This is a genomic window from Flavobacterium sp. GW823-FHT04A11 (assembly GCF_058796535.1).
This window is the reverse complement of record NZ_CM179503.1, coordinates 2533969-2549823: the sequence shown is the minus strand read 5'-3', so window position 1 is coordinate 2549823 and position 15855 is coordinate 2533969. Positions and strand designations below refer to the sequence as shown.

General features: G+C 33.4%; 15 protein-coding genes. 7 read left to right on the top strand and 8 right to left on the bottom strand.

What is annotated here, in order from left to right:
- Nucleotides 1–115 precede the first annotated feature (115 nt).
- Together AC3QL1_RS10900 and AC3QL1_RS10895 are read left to right on the top strand one after the other, a co-directional pair.
- Nucleotides 116–670 (top strand): thioredoxin family protein, encoded by a 555-nt coding sequence (locus AC3QL1_RS10900; protein ID WP_492497563.1) that lies wholly within the window; start codon nt 116–118, stop codon nt 668–670.
- A 412-nt stretch (nt 671–1082) separates the two neighbouring features.
- Nucleotides 1083–1463, top strand: coding sequence for a GreA/GreB family elongation factor (locus AC3QL1_RS10895; protein ID WP_492491278.1), 381 nt, complete (start codon nt 1083–1085; stop codon nt 1461–1463).
- Between the two features lie 96 nt (nt 1464–1559).
- On the opposite strand, the gene AC3QL1_RS10890 is transcribed toward AC3QL1_RS10895, so the two are convergent.
- The 7 genes from AC3QL1_RS10890 to AC3QL1_RS10860 all read right to left on the bottom strand — a co-directional run bounded on the left by AC3QL1_RS10890 (nt 1560) and on the right by AC3QL1_RS10860 (nt 6980).
- Nucleotides 1560–1877: a cytochrome c gene (locus AC3QL1_RS10890; RefSeq protein ID WP_492491276.1), complete on the bottom strand. Its 318-nt coding sequence runs from the start codon at nt 1875–1877 to the stop codon at nt 1560–1562.
- A gap of 96 nt (nt 1878–1973) precedes the next feature.
- Complete coding sequence (locus tag AC3QL1_RS10885) at nt 1974–2906, bottom strand: peptidylprolyl isomerase (protein ID WP_492491274.1); 933 nt, start codon at nt 2904–2906, stop codon at nt 1974–1976.
- A 61-nt stretch (nt 2907–2967) separates the two neighbouring features.
- Entirely contained in the window at nt 2968–4116 is a 1149-nt protein-coding gene (locus tag AC3QL1_RS10880) for an MFS transporter (RefSeq protein WP_492497515.1), read from the bottom strand.
- A 145-nt stretch (nt 4117–4261) separates the two neighbouring features.
- A complete protein-coding gene (locus tag AC3QL1_RS10875) occupies nt 4262–4609 on the bottom strand; it encodes a cupin domain-containing protein (protein ID WP_492497513.1) in 348 nt (115 codons plus the stop codon).
- A gap of 51 nt (nt 4610–4660) precedes the next feature.
- Nucleotides 4661–5533, bottom strand: a complete 873-nt coding sequence (locus tag AC3QL1_RS10870; RefSeq protein WP_492497511.1) for a sugar phosphate isomerase/epimerase family protein — start codon at nt 5531–5533, stop codon at nt 4661–4663.
- Between the two features lie 63 nt (nt 5534–5596).
- Nucleotides 5597–6508: an archaemetzincin gene (locus tag AC3QL1_RS10865; RefSeq protein ID WP_492497509.1), complete on the bottom strand. Its 912-nt coding sequence runs from the start codon at nt 6506–6508 to the stop codon at nt 5597–5599.
- Nucleotides 6509–6623: 115 nt separating this feature from the next.
- Nucleotides 6624–6980, bottom strand: a complete 357-nt coding sequence (locus tag AC3QL1_RS10860) for a hypothetical protein (protein ID WP_492497507.1) — start codon at nt 6978–6980, stop codon at nt 6624–6626.
- 265 nt (nt 6981–7245) lie between these two features.
- Between AC3QL1_RS10860 and trmD the strand changes: the two genes are divergently transcribed.
- On the top strand, nt 7246–7929 hold the full coding sequence (gene trmD / locus AC3QL1_RS10855; RefSeq protein ID WP_492497505.1) for a tRNA (guanosine(37)-N1)-methyltransferase TrmD: 684 nt from the start codon (nt 7246–7248) through the stop codon (nt 7927–7929).
- Between the two features lie 251 nt (nt 7930–8180).
- Entirely contained in the window at nt 8181–8531 is a 351-nt protein-coding gene (gene rplS / locus AC3QL1_RS10850; RefSeq protein WP_007804248.1) for a 50S ribosomal protein L19, read from the top strand.
- Between the two features lie 905 nt (nt 8532–9436).
- Here the strand turns inward: rplS and AC3QL1_RS10845 are convergent.
- Nucleotides 9437–9853, bottom strand: coding sequence for a helix-turn-helix domain-containing protein (locus tag AC3QL1_RS10845; protein ID WP_492497503.1), 417 nt, complete (start codon nt 9851–9853; stop codon nt 9437–9439).
- 402 nt (nt 9854–10255) lie between these two features.
- On the opposite strand from AC3QL1_RS10845, the gene AC3QL1_RS10840 reads away from it, so the two are divergent.
- From AC3QL1_RS10840 to AC3QL1_RS10830, 3 genes are all read left to right on the top strand, one after another.
- The gene (locus AC3QL1_RS10840) at nt 10256–12478 is read left to right on the top strand and encodes an NADP-dependent isocitrate dehydrogenase (RefSeq protein WP_492497501.1); all 2223 of its coding nucleotides are present in this window, start codon (nt 10256–10258) and stop codon (nt 12476–12478) included.
- 134 nt (nt 12479–12612) lie between these two features.
- Nucleotides 12613–14994 carry a TonB-dependent receptor gene (locus AC3QL1_RS10835; protein ID WP_492497499.1) on the top strand — a complete coding sequence of 794 codons (2382 nt, stop codon included), beginning with the start codon at nt 12613–12615 and terminating at the stop codon, nt 14992–14994.
- A gap of 37 nt (nt 14995–15031) precedes the next feature.
- Entirely contained in the window at nt 15032–15853 is an 822-nt protein-coding gene (locus AC3QL1_RS10830) for a DUF4249 domain-containing protein (protein ID WP_492497498.1), read from the top strand.
- The last annotated feature ends 2 nt before the right edge of the window (nt 15854–15855 follow it).

Genomic DNA, 15855 nt, shown 5'->3' with positions numbered 1-15855 from the left:
AAATTTCCTAAATACCTCATCCGGAGAGATACTATTATCTCTCCGGATTTTTTTTATTACAACTGCTGTTTTTTATTCAGAATTAAATCTAAATTTGAAGAAAGAACTCTCAACAATGGCACGAACTTCTTCAAATATAATTCCGCTTGGAACAATTGCTCCAAATTTCAAATTAAAAGATACTAATTCTAATAACTTTTATTCGTTTGAAGATTTAAAAGGATCAAAAGGAACTCTTGTGGTTTTTATCTGCAATCATTGTCCGTTTGTGCACCATGTATTAACCGAAATTATTATGATTGCCAATGATTATCGTGTGCAGGGAATTGGCGTAATTGCGATTTCCAGTAATGATGTTCAAAAATACCCGCAGGATTCTCCGGAGATGATGACAGAATTTGCGTTTCAAAACAAAATAGATTTCCCGTATTTATTTGATGAAAGTCAGGAAGTGGCAAAAGCCTTTGACGCAGCTTGTACACCTGATTTTTATTTATATGATACTTTAGACCAATTATTTTACCACGGACAATTAGACGATTCCAGACCTAACAACGGAATTCCATTGAGTGGAAGCGATTTACGAAGCGCTATTGATGCTCTTATTTACAATCGCAGTTTAAAAGAAGAACAAAAACCAAGCATAGGCTGCAGTATCAAATGGAAATAGATTTAGCTTTTTAGCAAAATTTTCCTATATTTGCAGTTCAATAAAATTTCTCATTGTGAGTGCAATAATTCTATTTACAGCTTTTGTCCTGTTGTTTTCTTCCAAAAGAAAACAGCTTGCTGCTGCATTTATTTCACATAGCAAGGCCTTTATTAATTAGGCCTCCGTCTATTTCAATTTCTTCTTTCAGGCGGAGGATTTACCACATTTTAATTATCATTTTTATTTGAAAGAGTAAATGCTCTCTCAAATAACTTTCTGGTTTTTATAATTAAAATTTCAAAAGATTATTATTCTAAAATTTCATTTTTTACAATTTGAAATAATAATTATGTATTCATAAGTCTATCCGAAGAATCACTCCACTGCTGAAGTGTAAATAAAAATAATATTAATAATAAAATATATCGTTATGAAACCAATACCAACGTTCTGTAAAACAGATTATCATTTCTTAAGAGAATTGATATTAAAAAGTAAAAATTCAACAAACACCAAAGAAGCAAATCAGCTTTCGCAGGAATTAGATCGCGCTATTATCAGCAAGGAAAACGAATTGGATAATTCTGTTGTCAGAATCAATTCGCATGTTACAATTGAAGATGTAAAGGCAAAAAAACAAATGAAAATTCAGATTGTTTTACCGTCAGCATCAGATGTAAAACTGGGTAAAATTTCAATTTTGGCTCCTTTAAGTGTTGCTATCATCGGATTTAAAGAAAATGACGAAGTGGATTGGGAATTGCCTGCCGGAATAAAAACACTAAAAATAATTGCTGTCAGCAATGAATAGTTCTTTTAAACACCTCATTTTATGATGGTGTTTTTTTTATCTAAAATTTAAAATAAAAAAGCATCTCTTTTAAGAATGCTTTTCTGAATATATATTTTACAATTGAGAAGTAATATAATGAGATATCGAAGCCATTTGAGTATCGTCTAACTTCGCTTTTTTCTGCATCCTTGTCAAAATTGGTTTCCACTCTTCCTGAGTAAATTTGTTTGCGTCATATAGTTTATGACATCTTGCACAACTGTTTTCGTACAAATTTTTACCTTCTGCTAATTCAGGCGTTAATGCTACGGCTTTTGTAGTTTCAGTTATTGGAGCAGTTGGCTCTGTTGTAGTTGCAACTGCAGATTTTTGAGTTCCGCATGACGCTAAAAGTACCGTTACAGTAGCAAGAATTAAGATTTTTGATTTCATTGTTTTCTCTATATTTTTGAGTAAATATAAAAAAATCCCATACGCCTTGACGCATGGGATTATTATTTAAAACAATATTAAATTGTATTTAATTTCTTATTTAACGTCCATTAATTCAACGTCAAAAATCAAAGTTGCGTTTGGTGGAATAACTCCTCCAGCTCCTGAAGCTCCGTAACCTAAGTCAGACGGAATGACAAAACGAGCTTTATCTCCTACTTGTAATAAAGCAATACCTTCGTCCCATCCTTCGATAACCTGACCCTGACCTAATCTAAATTCGATTGGTTTTTTTCTTGGATAAGAAGAATCAAAAACTTTTCCGTTTTCTAAAGATCCTTCGTAGTGAACAGAAACTGTTTTTCCTGCTTCAGCTCTTTTTCCGTCTCCTTTTTGAATCATTTTGTAACGTAAACCACTTTCTGTTCTGTCGAAACCTGCAGCTAATTGTTCCATTTTTGCTTCAGATTCTGCTTTTAAAGCTGCATCTCTTTTTAGACGAGCACCTTTTAAAGCGATAAAAGCTTCAATAGCATTCCATTTTTCAGCTTCTTCTCCAACTCTGATGATCTCTACAGAATTAAGATTGTCTCCCTGAGCAACAGCATCAACAACATCCTGACCTTCGATAACTTGACCAAAAACAGTGTGTTTTCCATCTAACCAGGAAGTTGGTACGTGTGTAATGTAAAATTGAGAACCATTACTTGCAGGTCCTGAATTTGCCATTGCCAAAACTCCCGGACGATCGTGTTTTAAACTTGGGTGAAATTCATCATCAAATTTATATCCCGGATCACCAGTTCCAGTTCCTTTTGGGCATCCACCCTGAATCATAAAATCAGGAATTACTCTGTGAAATGTTAATCCATCATAGAATTTTTGTCCCTGAGGTTTTACTTTATTTTCCATATTTCCTTCTGCAAGAGCTACAAAATTCCCTACGGTTCCTGGTGTTAAATCGTGTGTTAGTTTTACTAAAATCGAACCTTTACCAGTGTTGAATTTAGCGTATATTCCGTTTTCCATTGTTGTAATTTTTAATTTTGATTGCAAATTTACAAATTAATTTTCTATCAATTTGTTGTTTCTATTTTTTATCCCGAGACTTCGGGATTGACTTATGAGTAAGTCCGTAAACTATAAATGATAATGCTGAAAGACCAACACAACCAATAGTTACGGCATGCCATCCTCCTAACTTCCATAACAACAATCCGTATGCAGATCCTGCGGCCGTTCCTAAAAAGCTAAACGACATAAATACAGTATTTAATCTGTTTCTGGCTTCTGGCAATAAGGAATAAACTCTGGTTTGGTTCGAAATGTGAACGCCCTGAATTCCGATATCAATAAAAACAATTCCAATTGCAATACCGATTACACTTTCTACTGAAAAGTAAAAAATCAGAAAGCTTATCAATATCAATAAACAACCGTAACCAACAGCCACTCTCGAACCGCCTTTATCTCCCATTTTTCCCACTAAAGGCGCAGCCAAAGCTCCTGAAGCACCTACAATTCCGAACAATCCAATTGTAGCACTATTAAAATGAAAAGGTTCGCCTGAAAGCAATAAAACCATTGTAGTCCAGAAAGCACCAAATTGTGCAAAACTAAAGACATTGATCATCGTAGCTTCACGTAAAACGGGCTGTGTTTTTATAAGCGTAAAAAGGGATTGAATTAATTGCCCGTAACTTCCCTGAAACTGAGGTTTATTTACCGGAAATTTATTCTGAATGACAAAAAAGATTAAAAGACAAATTCCGGCTGCGATATAAAACATCGATCTCCAGCCTAAAACCTGACCAATAAAACCGCTTAAAGTTCTGGAAAGTAAAATTCCGACTAATAAACCGCTCATGATGGTTCCCACTACTTTTCCGCGTTGTTCCGGCGCACTTAAAGATGCCGCCAAAGGCAAAATAAGCTGTGGTACGATCGAAGTAATTCCGATTAATAAAGAGGCAACTTGTAATAGAAAAAAACTCTTTGCCGTAGCAGCAAGAAGTAAGGCAATTACAGAAGCAAAAGTGGTTATTAAAATTTGTTTTTTACGCTCGATTTTATCTCCCAGCGGAACCATGAAAAACAAACCAATAGCATATCCGGCTTGTGTGAGATACGTTATGGTTCCGGCATTGGCTTCCGGAATTTTAAATTCGTTGGCAATTAAAACAATTAATGGCTGGCAGTAATACAGATTTGCAACTATAAGTCCAGTGCAAGCTGCCATAAATAAGACATTCGTTTTGGATAGATTCATTTTACAAAAATACCAATCTAATTTTAACCAAAACTTTAAAAAACATATAAATTTTTCAACCTCAGCCTTAAATCAGTAATTTATTTTATGGATTATATTGATTTTTAAAATATTATCACTTCATGAAATCTTCACGAATAGGACTAAATACATCGGTTAAAAGTCCGGTTTCTAAACAAACAACCCCATGAATTGCGTGTGGTGGAATATAAAAACTATCGCCTTCCTTTAAGGTTTGTGTAACGCCATTAATCGTAACATCAAATTTTCCGCTTGAAATGTACGTAACTTGTGTGTGATAATGTTCGTGCAAAGTTCCGATTCCGCCTTTTTCAAAATGAACATTCACTAACATTACTCTGTCGTCGTACGCCAGGATTTTACGTTTGATTCCTTCACCTACAACTTCCCACTCTATTTCATCTCCTTTTATAAATTCTTTGCTTGTTCCGAAACTTTGCATATTTGTGTTTTAATATTTTGAACAAAAATAATATTTTTAGATGGTTTTATTCTAAATCAAACTTTTAGAAATAAAATCACAACTTGTTTTAATAGATTCAAAAGAATTGGGTTTGTAATTATTTTCTTGTTCTACAAAAAAATATTTCATTCCTGATTGTTTCTCTTCCTTAAAAATAGTTTTAAAATCAATCGAACCAGAACCAATTTCAGTATTTAAAGCCTGATTTAATTTGTCCATATCTTTTACATGCCACATTTTAAAACGCCCGGGATTTTCCTTAAACAATTGCAGCGGATCATTCCCTGAACGCACAACCCAATATAAATCCAGTTCAAAATAAACCAAATCTTTATCCGTTTCTTTCAGTAGAATTTCATATCCGGTAATTCCGTCGTGCTTTTGAAATTCAAAATCATGATTGTGATACGCTAATTTTAAACCGGAAGCTTTGCACATTTTTGCCGCTTCATTAAGACGAAGAGCGATCTTTTTATAATCTTCAATACTTTTTCTGAACTGCTCATCAACCCAGGGAATTGTTAAATATTCCGTTTTTAAGATTTTAGCGGCTTCAATTGCCGCGATTAATTCCGAGTTATTTCCGTCATATAAAAAGCTTCCTAAATTATAATGTCCGCTAACTGCTTTTAAATTATTGTCGTCGAGAATCTTTTTTAATTCAGTTGGAGACAATCCCCAAAACTGATCTTTAATTGAAAATCCGTAAGTTTCCACAATCGTATAGCCTGATGCAGCAACTTTTTCTAAAGTCTGTTTTACATTTTTAGGAAGTTCTTCGCGCAATGTATATAACTGCAAACCAATTTCTTTTTTATTCATAGAAAATGCTAATGATGGCAAAGCCAAAACTGCCGTAGCAGCAAGACTTGTATTAATTATAAAGTTTCTTCTTGTGATCATTTGAAATATAAGTTTCTGAAATTAAATCTAAGACAAAAGTTATCCTCAAAATTATTCATAAAATTAGAAGTTTCCGTTCTGCTTGAGCACTTTAACATCCTTTTCCATTAACTTATATTCTTCGACTAAATTATTCCGCTTAAAGAATTTTTCTAAATCTGTCAGTCTCTTTTTATTATCGTATATAATGCAGGAATTCAATTTTTGCTGACAAACTGAACATAATCGTATAGAATGCCTATCTGTTTCATCCATGCTATTAGTTCCGTTCATGACACAATTTGCATTTATACAATGATGAATACCAAACATGTGCCCAATTTCATGAGAACTTATTTTGAGCAGTCGCGATAAACATGTATTGAAATTTTCTGAAGTTAATTCCCCATCCTGCAATCTGTAGATTGAACTTACACCCACTTTATCACGGTAAGATGCGAGGCCAAAAACGTAATTCCACTCCGGTTTTGGGTACAAGTCTAATTCTGTAAGTCCCATTAACGCAATTCTGTTCAGCGGTTTTTCTTTTTTCAAAACACTGTCCAGAAGATATCCGGCTAGTAATTGTTCGTGATCTTCATAAAGCATTCTTCTGGCCGAAGCAGGAACTATATCATTAGAAAGAGGTTCTAAAGTTTTCGTTTTTAATTGAAAATAAATCTCTAAATATTCCTGTAATAATTCAATTTGACTGTTTTGTAAAGCATTGAAACTCCCTATAGGTCTTATATAAATAATGTTAGAATCTTTTGTGGGAATGATATGTTTAGACCTGAAATATTGTTCAAAAGTCTGTCCATTTTCTTTATGAGAAGATAACCAATCCCATATTTCAGGTTTAGGTAATTTGACATCATTACTTTTTATTTGCTTAAAATACGGGGCTTGTTTTGGAATCTCTTTTAGAGTTTCTTTCGTTTTATCTTTGGTACAGGCACAAAACAAAATAAAAATAAGAATAGCTGTTTTTCTCATATACTTTTTGCTAAATATATTCAAAAAACAGCTATTGTATAATGTCTCTCAAAAAATATTTTAACATGTTTATTAAACAGTTAAAACATCTTTATAGTACATTTAATTTAAAATATTACTTTGAAGTCAGCAAATTCATTCCCGATATTTTTTGAGAATCAATTGCTTGCGGAGGATAATTTTGTTTTTCTTTTCGTGTCAAAGTCACTTTTCCTTCTTTATTTACATAAATGTAATTGTAGTTCCAATAATTCTCTCCGGCCATTTTTGGGCCATTAGAATCTGTAAAAACCTGATCTGCATAAACAAGAATTTCTCCCTGTTCATTATTAGGTAAAGTTCGAACAGGAGTTCCCCATGCTTTAATTAATTTTGATTTGGTTTGCCCTACTGACGCAGTCATAGAACTATTAGTACTTGCACATGAAACCTGCAAAAGCACCAGCGCTGCCATTAATACTAGTTTTTTCATTGAACGATTGTTTTTGGATTGGTTTGTTATTTAATTCATATAATTAGGTTTAGTAATGATACCTAAAAATAGTAAAAAAAAATTTACATAATTATAAACGAATATTATATAATTATTATTTAACAAATTGAAAAGCAGATGTTTGAATTTCAAATAAAGATTTAATTTTTTAAACCTAAAAAAGATTCAATTTATTTGAATTTTGTTTTTTTCATAGCCCAAGATTAACTTGTATCTTTGCACCCTATAATAATTAGATAGAAAAATGCGAATTGACATTATAACGATTTTGCCGGAATTATTAAAAAGCCCGTTTGAGGCTTCGATTATGAAACGTGCTATCGACAAAGGTTTGGTTGAAGTACACTTTCATAATTTACGTGACTATACGACAAACAAACAAAAAAGTGTAGACGATTATCCGTTTGGCGGAGGCGCCGGAATGGTCATGACGGTTCAGCCAATTGATGCTTGTATTACACATTTGAAAAGCGAACGTGAATACGACGAAATCATTTATATGTCGCCTGATGGGGAAACTTTAAACCAGAAAATGGCTAACACTATGTCTATGTATGAAAACATTATTATTTTATGCGGACATTATAAAGGTGTAGATCAAAGAGTTCGTGATCATTTTATTACCAAAGAAATTTCGATTGGCGATTATGTTTTATCCGGAGGAGAATTAGGTGCTTTAGTTCTGTCTGATGCTTTAATTCGATTGATTCCGGGTGTTTTAAGTGATGAAACTTCTGCTTTGACAGATAGTTTTCAGGACAATTTACTTTCCGGACCTATATATACAAGACCCGCAGATTATAAAGGATGGAAAGTTCCGGAAGTTTTAACCAGCGGACATTTTGCCAAAATCGACAAATGGCGCGAGGATATGGCGTATGAACATACTAAAAATAGACGTCCGGATTTGCTTGAAGGACACGATTAGTTTTCAGTCACAGTTTTCAGTCACAGTCGCAGTTTCCAAAATGCAGACTGAAAACTGAAAACTGAAAACTGAAAACTGAAAACTGAGACTGAAAACTGACACTAACCCCCAATTTATCAACAACTTAAAATAATTTATAATTTACAATTTATAATTCATAATTATTTTCTACATTTGCACCCGAATTAGACTAACCTCTGGCGAGATCCGTGAATGTTGCTCTATATAAAAAACCATAATTATAAGATATCATGGCAGATTTAATGAAATTCGTTCAAACCGAATTAGTTGCTAAAAAAGATTTCCCTGTTTTCGGAGCTGGAGATACTATCACAGTTTTCTACGAAATTAAAGAGGGTGAAAAAACAAGAACTCAGTTTTTTAAAGGAGTTGTTATTCAAAGAAGAGGTTCTGGTAACACAGAAACTTTTACTATCCGTAAAATGTCTGGAGCTATTGGTGTTGAGCGTATCTTCCCGGTAAACTTACCAGCTTTACAAAAAATTGAAATCAACAAGAAAGGTGCTGTACGTAGAGCTAGAATTTTCTACTTCAGAGAACTTACTGGTAAAAAAGCTAAGATTAAAGATAAAAGAAGATAATCATTTATCTCTTTGTTATAAAAAAACTCGTTTCAAATAAATGAAACGAGTTTTTTTTTATGTCTGTTTTTTAAGTATCCTGAATTGAATTATGTTAGGTTTTTAGAAAATAAAATTATTACAATTAAATCTGTTTTTACCCGCGTTTTTACGAAGTAAATCTGTTTTATCCGCGTCAAAATTAGACGCTGATTTTACGGATTCGCTAAAGCGAAAACGCGGATAAAAACGGATTTTTCTAATTACTTTATTGATTAAACTGTTAAGCAATTTTATAGATCTCCCTTAACTTAATGATTTAGAAATAAAATTATTGCAATTAAATCCGTTTTTATCTTCGTTTTTACGAAGTAAATCTGTTTTATCCGCGTCAAAATTAGACGCTGATTTTACTGATTCGCTAAAGCGAAAACGCTGATAAAAACTGATTTTTCTAATTACTTTCCTGATTAATCTGTTAGGTAATATTATAGATCTCCCATTAACTTAATGATTTAGAAAATAAAATTATTGCAATAAAATCCGTTTTTATCCGCGTTTTTACGAAGTAAATCTGTTTTATCCGCGTCAAGATTAGACGCTGATTTTACTGATTCGCTAAAGCGAAAACGCTGATAAAAACTGATTTTTCTAATTACTTTCCTGATTAAACTGTTAAGTAATTTTATAGATTTCCCCTTGACTTAATGACATTAAGCTTCGGGACGTTTCAATCTTTTGCTTTTTAAACAAAAGTTCTTGTTTTACGGTTTGCGTGAGGGATAGAAGTGGAAAGCCCACAGCCTGACGAAGGAAGTGCGAGGACTTGCAGCGGATAGCCCGACCCGCCTTTTTCGGCGGGACACGCCCAAAAAAAAACCGACACATATAAAGCATCGGTTTGTATTTTATAAAAAATTGGTATTCTATTTTTTTAATAGTTTTTCCAAATATTCGATTTTGTCTTTTTCAGCTTGTAGCAAACGTTCGTAAAGCTTTTCTTTTTCCTGAAAAGTTTCAATTAATTTATCTAATGGATTGAAAGTACAATGATTATTTGTACTGAATGCTGTTCCATTTTTAAAACTGTTATCATGAAAACTATTAAAATAATTAATCATATTTTCTTCTGAAAAATTTTTAATTGCTTCTGGTGTTACACCAAGCGCTTTTGCAACTTCTGCAAGTTTCTGGTCATCAATCGTTTCACTATTTTCTATCGCAGATATAGCTTGTTGATTTGTTCCTAAAGCTTGCGCCAAAGCTTCTTGTTTCATATCTCGAAGTTCTCTTATACGGCTAATTTTTCGCCCTATATGATTTGGTTTTGTAAGTGTGCTCATAATTCAAAGATAATGATTAAGTTTAATAACAAACAATATGTAAAAAACATGTTAAACAACGTATTTCACATTTATCGTCTGCCGATTGTATTTTAGCCAAAAATACAACTTTTCATACAAAAACAATCAAAACTAAGCCGGATTACTTTAACATTTAGCGGTTCTGTTTTTCAAAATCCTGCACTTTTATCTCTTATTCACAAAACTGTAATATTTTAATATCAAAATCACCGAATTAGCAATTTAACGAGCGCGAATTAACAATCTGATAATTCCTGCAATTATCCGGAAAACTAAACCGTTTTCGGACTGTTTTTATTATATTTGCTCCGCTCATTTTGAGCCGACTATATCTTTTACATCGCTCACTCTTGGCGATACGATTATAAAAAAAAAAAAAAAATGACACAGAATTCAAAAATTTATTACACCTTAACTGATGAGGCGCCATTATTAGCGACTTATTCTTTTTTACCAATTGTTCAGGCATTTACAGCGACAGCTGGTATTGCTATTGAAACCAGAGACATTTCGTTGGCAGGCAGAATTTTATCAAATTTTCCTGAGGTTTTAACAGATGCTCAAAAAACAGGAGATGCATTGGCTGAATTGGGTCAGTTAGCGACACAACCAGAAGCTAACATTATCAAATTACCAAACATTTCTGCATCTGTACCGCAATTAAAAGCAGCTATTGCTGAATTACAATCTCACGGTTACAAAATTCCTGATTTTCCGGAAGAGCCTCAAAACGATGCTGAAAAAGAAATCAAAGCTAAATATGCTAAAGTATTAGGTTCTGCTGTAAACCCTGTTTTACGTGAAGGAAACTCTGACCGTAGAGCGCCAAGAGCCGTTAAAAATTTTGCAAAAGCAAATCCACACTCAATGGGTGCATGGTCTGCTGACTCAAAAACTAAAGTAGCTTCAATGCCAAACGGTGATTTTTACGGAAGTGAAAAATCACTTACTGTGGCAGATGCTAATGATGTAAAAATTGAATTCGTTGCAAAAGACGGAACTACAACTGTTCTTAAAGCAAGTACGCCTCTTAAAGCCGGAGAAATTATTGACAGCTCTGTTTTAAGTGTAAATAAATTAAAAGCTTTTGCTGCTGATGCTATTGCAGATGCTAAAAAAGAAGGAGTTTTACTTTCTGTGCATTTAAAAGCTACTATGATGAAAGTTTCAGATCCAATTATCTTTGGCGCTATCGTTGAAGTATATTTTGCTGATCTTTTCAAAAAATATGAAGCTTTATTTGCTGAATTAAATATTGATACAAGAAATGGTTTAGGTGATATCTATGCAAAAATTGCAGGAAGACCTGAACAAGCTGAAGTGGAAGCTGATATTACAAAAGCGATCGAAAACGGACCAGCTTTGGCAATGGTAAATTCTGATAAAGGAATTACAAACTTACACGTTCCGTCTGATGTTATTGTTGATGCTTCTATGCCGGCAATGATTCGTACTTCTGGACAGATGTACAATAAAGAAGGAAAACAACAAGATACAATCGCTGTTATTCCAGACCGTTCTTATGCCGGGATTTATACTGCAACTATTGATTTCTGTAAAAAACACGGTGCTTTTGATCCAAAAACAATGGGAAGTGTTCCTAACGTAGGTTTGATGGCTCAAAAAGCAGAAGAATACGGATCTCACGACAAAACCTTCCAAATGAAAGGTGACGGAGTAGTTCGCGTTGTAGACAATAAAGGAACTGTTTTAATGGAGCAAAACGTTGAAGCTAATGACATTTTCAGAATGTGTCAGGCAAAAGACGCTCCTATTCAGGACTGGGTTAAATTGGCTGTAAACAGAGCTCGTTTATCTAGTACTCCAGCTGTTTTCTGGTTAGACGAAAACAGAGCGCATGACAGAGAATTAATTGCAAAAGTTCAAAAATACCTTAAAGATTACGATACAACAAACTTAGATATTCGCATCTTAAATCCGGTTGCTGCTACTGAATTTACTTTAGACAGAATCATCAAAGGTTTAGACACTATCTCTGTAACAGGAAACGTTTTACGTGATTATTTAACAGATTTATTCCCAATTTTAGAATTAGGAACTTCTGCAAAAATGTTATCTATCGTTCCGTTAATGAATGGTGGTGGATTGTTTGAAACGGGTGCCGGAGGTTCTGCTCCTAAACACGTTGAGCAATTTACAGAAGAAGGATATTTACGTTGGGATTCATTAGGAGAATTTTTAGCTCTTGGTGCTTCTTTAGAGCATTTAGGACAAACTTTAGACAATTCTAAAGCAATTGTTTTATCTGAAACTTTAGACCAGGCAAACGATAAATTCTTAGCAAACGATAAATCTCCGGCTCGTAAAGTAGGTCAGATTGATAACCGCGGTTCTCATTTTTACCTTGCTTTCTATTGGGCTCAGGCTTTGGCCGCTCAAAATAAAGATGCTGAATTAAAAGCTATTTTCACTCCAATTGCTGCTCAATTTGAAGCTAATGAAGCTAAAATTGATGCTGAATTAATTGGTGCGCAAGGAAAACCTCAAACTCTTGGCGGTTACTACCAGCCAACTCCGGAGTTAGTAAGCAAAGCAATGCGCCCAAGTGCGACATTCAATGCCATTCTTGCTGAAATAAAATAATTTAAACAATTGTTTATACCTATTAAAAAAGACAACCCGAAACGGTTGTCTTTTTTTTCTTAACTAATGTTTAACAATAGTTCTGTAATAATATTTAGTAAGAATTGCTAACTATGTAAATCAAAATCAAGACAATGATTACAAAAAAAATTCTTTTATTTCTTATTATCATTTTATCTTCATTAACATCCTTTTCCCAAGAAAAATTTACTTTAAGCGGTACCATAACCGACTTTAAAAATAATGAAACCCTGATTGGTGTCAATATTTATATTCCCGCTTTAAAAATAGGAACTACAACAAATGAATATGGTTTTTATTCTCTTACCATTCCGAAAGGAGAGCATGAAATCGAAATCAGTTATGTTGGATATCAGACCATTCAACAAACCATTATCTTAAATCAAAATACCAAAAATAATTTTGCCATTAACGAAAGTGGCGAAGAACTTCAGGAAGTTGTCATTACGGATAATAAAAGCAAAAGCAACATCAAATCTCCGGAAATGAGTGCCAATAAACTTTCTATTGCTACCATAAAAAAAATGCCGGTCGTTTTAGGCGAAGTCGATGTTTTGAAATCAATTCTATTGCTTCCCGGAGTTACAAATGCCGGCGAAGGCGCATCAGGATTTAATGTTCGCGGCGGCGGCGCAGATCAGAATTTAATTCTTTTAGACGAAGCTACGATATTTAATTCCTCACACGTATTTGGTTTTTTCTCTGTTTTTAATCCCGATGCTATCAAAGATTTGAAATTATATAAAGGAGGAATTCCGGCACGTTATGGCGGCAGGGCTTCTTCTGTTTTGGATATTTATCAAAAAGACGGCAGCAGTAAAGATTTCCATGTAAATGGTGGAATCGGATTAATTTCAAGCCGCATTCTTGCAGAAGGTCCAATTGTAAAAGACAGAGGTTCGTTTTTAATTGGCGGCAGGGCTTCATACGCACATCTCTTTTTAAAACTATCCGAAAAAAACAAAGATAACTCCGCTTATTTTTATGATTTAAACACCAAATTGAGTTATAAATTAAACGATAATAACAGCTTGTATTTATCCGGTTATTTTGGTCGTGACGTTTTTAGTTTAAACAAAAACTTTTCAAATACCTATGGAAATTCGACTTTAAACCTTCGTTGGAATCATTTATTTAGTGATAAGCTGTTTTCTAATTTATCACTGATTTATAGTGATTATTATTATGGTCTGGATCTTGATTTTATTGGCTTTAAATGGGATTCAGGAATTAAAAATTATAACATCAAATATGATTTTAAAAATTACATTTCGGATAAGTTCAAATTGAATTATGGTTTAAACGGAATTTATTATGAATTTAATCCCGGAACGATCAAACCAAGTAATGATAAGTCAGGAATAAATCCGGATCAATTAGATAAAAAATATGCCTTTGAACCCGCCATTTATATTGATGCAGAAAATCAGCTTTCGAAAAAAATTACTGTTGCTTACGGATTACGTTATAGTTTATTTTACCGTTTAGGATCTTCAACTATTAATTTATATGAAAATAATAATCCTGTCATTTTCAATACTGATCTTCAGATTTACGAAAAAGCAACTCCAATTGGCACAGAATATTACGGCAAAAACAAATCCATAAAAAACTATAATAATATAGAACCGAGATTTTCGATTTCTTATCAGTTAAATGATGATCAGGCCATAAAAGCGAGTTATAACCGAATGGCACAATATCTTCAATTGATCTCAAATACCTCATCTCCTACTCCGCTGGATGTCTGGATGCCAAGCGATAATTATATCAAACCACAAATTGCAGATCAGGTCGCTGTGGGTTATTTCAGAAACATCAACAATGGAGCATATTCTATAGAAGTAGAAAGTTATTATAAAAAAATTCAAAACCGCCTGGATTATATTGATGGCGCGGATTTAATTGCCAACGATGCAATTGAACAGGTAATTTTAAACGGACGAATGAGATCTTATGGTTTAGAAATTTTATTTAAAAAGAACGAAGGCAAATTTAACGGATGGATTTCTTATACCTTATCAAAATCAGAACAACAAACCCCGGGAAGAACACCTGAAGAAATTGGTATTAACAACGGACAATGGTATAGTTCTGCTTACGATAAAACGCACAATTTAGCTGTTACATCGGCTTATAATTTAAACGAAAAATGGTCATTTGGAGCCAATTTCGCCTTACAATCCGGGCAGCCGGTTACGTATCCAAACGGACAATATGAATATCTGGGCATTACGGTTCCAAGTTATGGATTAAGGAATGAGAATCGTTTGCCTGCTTATCATCATTTGGATGTTTCAGCAACTTTAACACCTCGAAGCAACAAAGGCAGAAACTGGAAAGGCGAATGGGTTTTTAGCATTTACAACTTATACAATCGTCAAAATGCAGCTTCGATAAACTTTCGTCAAAATGTAGATACGGGTGAGAATGAAGCCGTAAAAACATCTATTTTCGGAATTGTGCCGGCTGTTAGTTATAATTTTAAATTTTAAAATCACTTTCTGTCAAAAGAAATTAAAAATACAGATCATGAAAAAAATAACTTTATTAATCTTGTTTTTTATATCGATTTTCTTCACAAGCTGCGAAGAAGTTGTGGATGTTGATTTAGATACAGCTCCGCCAAAATTAGTAATAGAAGCTTCTATCAATTGGGAAAAAGGAACCGCCGGAACAAAGCAAATTATAAGACTGAGTACGACAACGGGCTATTTTGAAAATGTAATTCCGAAAGTTTCCGGAGCAACCATCTTTATAAAAAATAGCGCAAATCAGCAATTTAATTTTATTGAAGTGCCAAAAACCGGACAGTATGTTTGTAATAATTTCAAACCGGTTATTAACGAACAATATACCTTAACCGTAATTTGCAACGGAAATACGTATACTGCTAGTGAAACCATGAAATCTGTAGCTCCGATAACCCGTGTAGAACAAAATAATGAAGGCGGAATTGCCGGAGATGAAGTCGAAGTAAGAGCTTATTATAATGATCCTGCAAATGAAGACAACTTTTATTTATTTAAATATGTGTATTCGAATAAAGTCACCTCAAACTACTATGTAAGTGAAGATAAATTTTATCAGGGCAATGAATTTTTTAGTGATTCTGATGATGAAGATTTAAAAGTTGGAGATGAAATCGAATTAACACATTACGGAATTTCAAAAGAATATTTCAATTATATGAGTATTTTAGTGAGTATCGCCGGAAGTAATGTTGGCGGTCCGTTTCAATCACCACCTGCAACCGTAAAAGGAAATATTATTAACACGACAGATAAAAACAATTATCCGTTAGGTTATTTTGCTTTAAGCGAAATCGAAACTCAAAAATATACTATTCAATAATT

Coding starts and splice junctions, on each gene's coding strand:
- AC3QL1_RS10900 (WP_492497563.1), top strand. CDS start 116: ATGGCACGAACTTCTTCAAATATAATTCCGCTTGGAACAATTGCTCCA.
- AC3QL1_RS10895 (WP_492491278.1), top strand. CDS start 1,083: ATGAAACCAATACCAACGTTCTGTAAAACAGATTATCATTTCTTAAGA.
- AC3QL1_RS10890 (WP_492491276.1), bottom strand. CDS start 1,877: ATGAAATCAAAAATCTTAATTCTTGCTACTGTAACGGTACTTTTAGCG.
- AC3QL1_RS10885 (WP_492491274.1), bottom strand. CDS start 2,906: ATGGAAAACGGAATATACGCTAAATTCAACACTGGTAAAGGTTCGATT.
- AC3QL1_RS10880 (WP_492497515.1), bottom strand. CDS start 4,116: ATGGCAGCTTGCACTGGACTTATAGTTGCAAATCTGTATTACTGCCAG.
- AC3QL1_RS10875 (WP_492497513.1), bottom strand. CDS start 4,609: ATGCAAAGTTTCGGAACAAGCAAAGAATTTATAAAAGGAGATGAAATA.
- AC3QL1_RS10870 (WP_492497511.1), bottom strand. CDS start 5,533: ATGATCACAAGAAGAAACTTTATAATTAATACAAGTCTTGCTGCTACG.
- AC3QL1_RS10865 (WP_492497509.1), bottom strand. CDS start 6,508: ATGAGAAAAACAGCTATTCTTATTTTTATTTTGTTTTGTGCCTGTACC.
- AC3QL1_RS10860 (WP_492497507.1), bottom strand. CDS start 6,980: ATGAAAAAACTAGTATTAATGGCAGCGCTGGTGCTTTTGCAGGTTTCA.
- trmD (WP_492497505.1), top strand. CDS start 7,246: ATGCGAATTGACATTATAACGATTTTGCCGGAATTATTAAAAAGCCCG.
- rplS (WP_007804248.1), top strand. CDS start 8,181: ATGGCAGATTTAATGAAATTCGTTCAAACCGAATTAGTTGCTAAAAAA.
- AC3QL1_RS10845 (WP_492497503.1), bottom strand. CDS start 9,853: ATGAGCACACTTACAAAACCAAATCATATAGGGCGAAAAATTAGCCGT.
- AC3QL1_RS10840 (WP_492497501.1), top strand. CDS start 10,256: ATGACACAGAATTCAAAAATTTATTACACCTTAACTGATGAGGCGCCA.
- AC3QL1_RS10835 (WP_492497499.1), top strand. CDS start 12,613: ATGATTACAAAAAAAATTCTTTTATTTCTTATTATCATTTTATCTTCA.
- AC3QL1_RS10830 (WP_492497498.1), top strand. CDS start 15,032: ATGAAAAAAATAACTTTATTAATCTTGTTTTTTATATCGATTTTCTTC.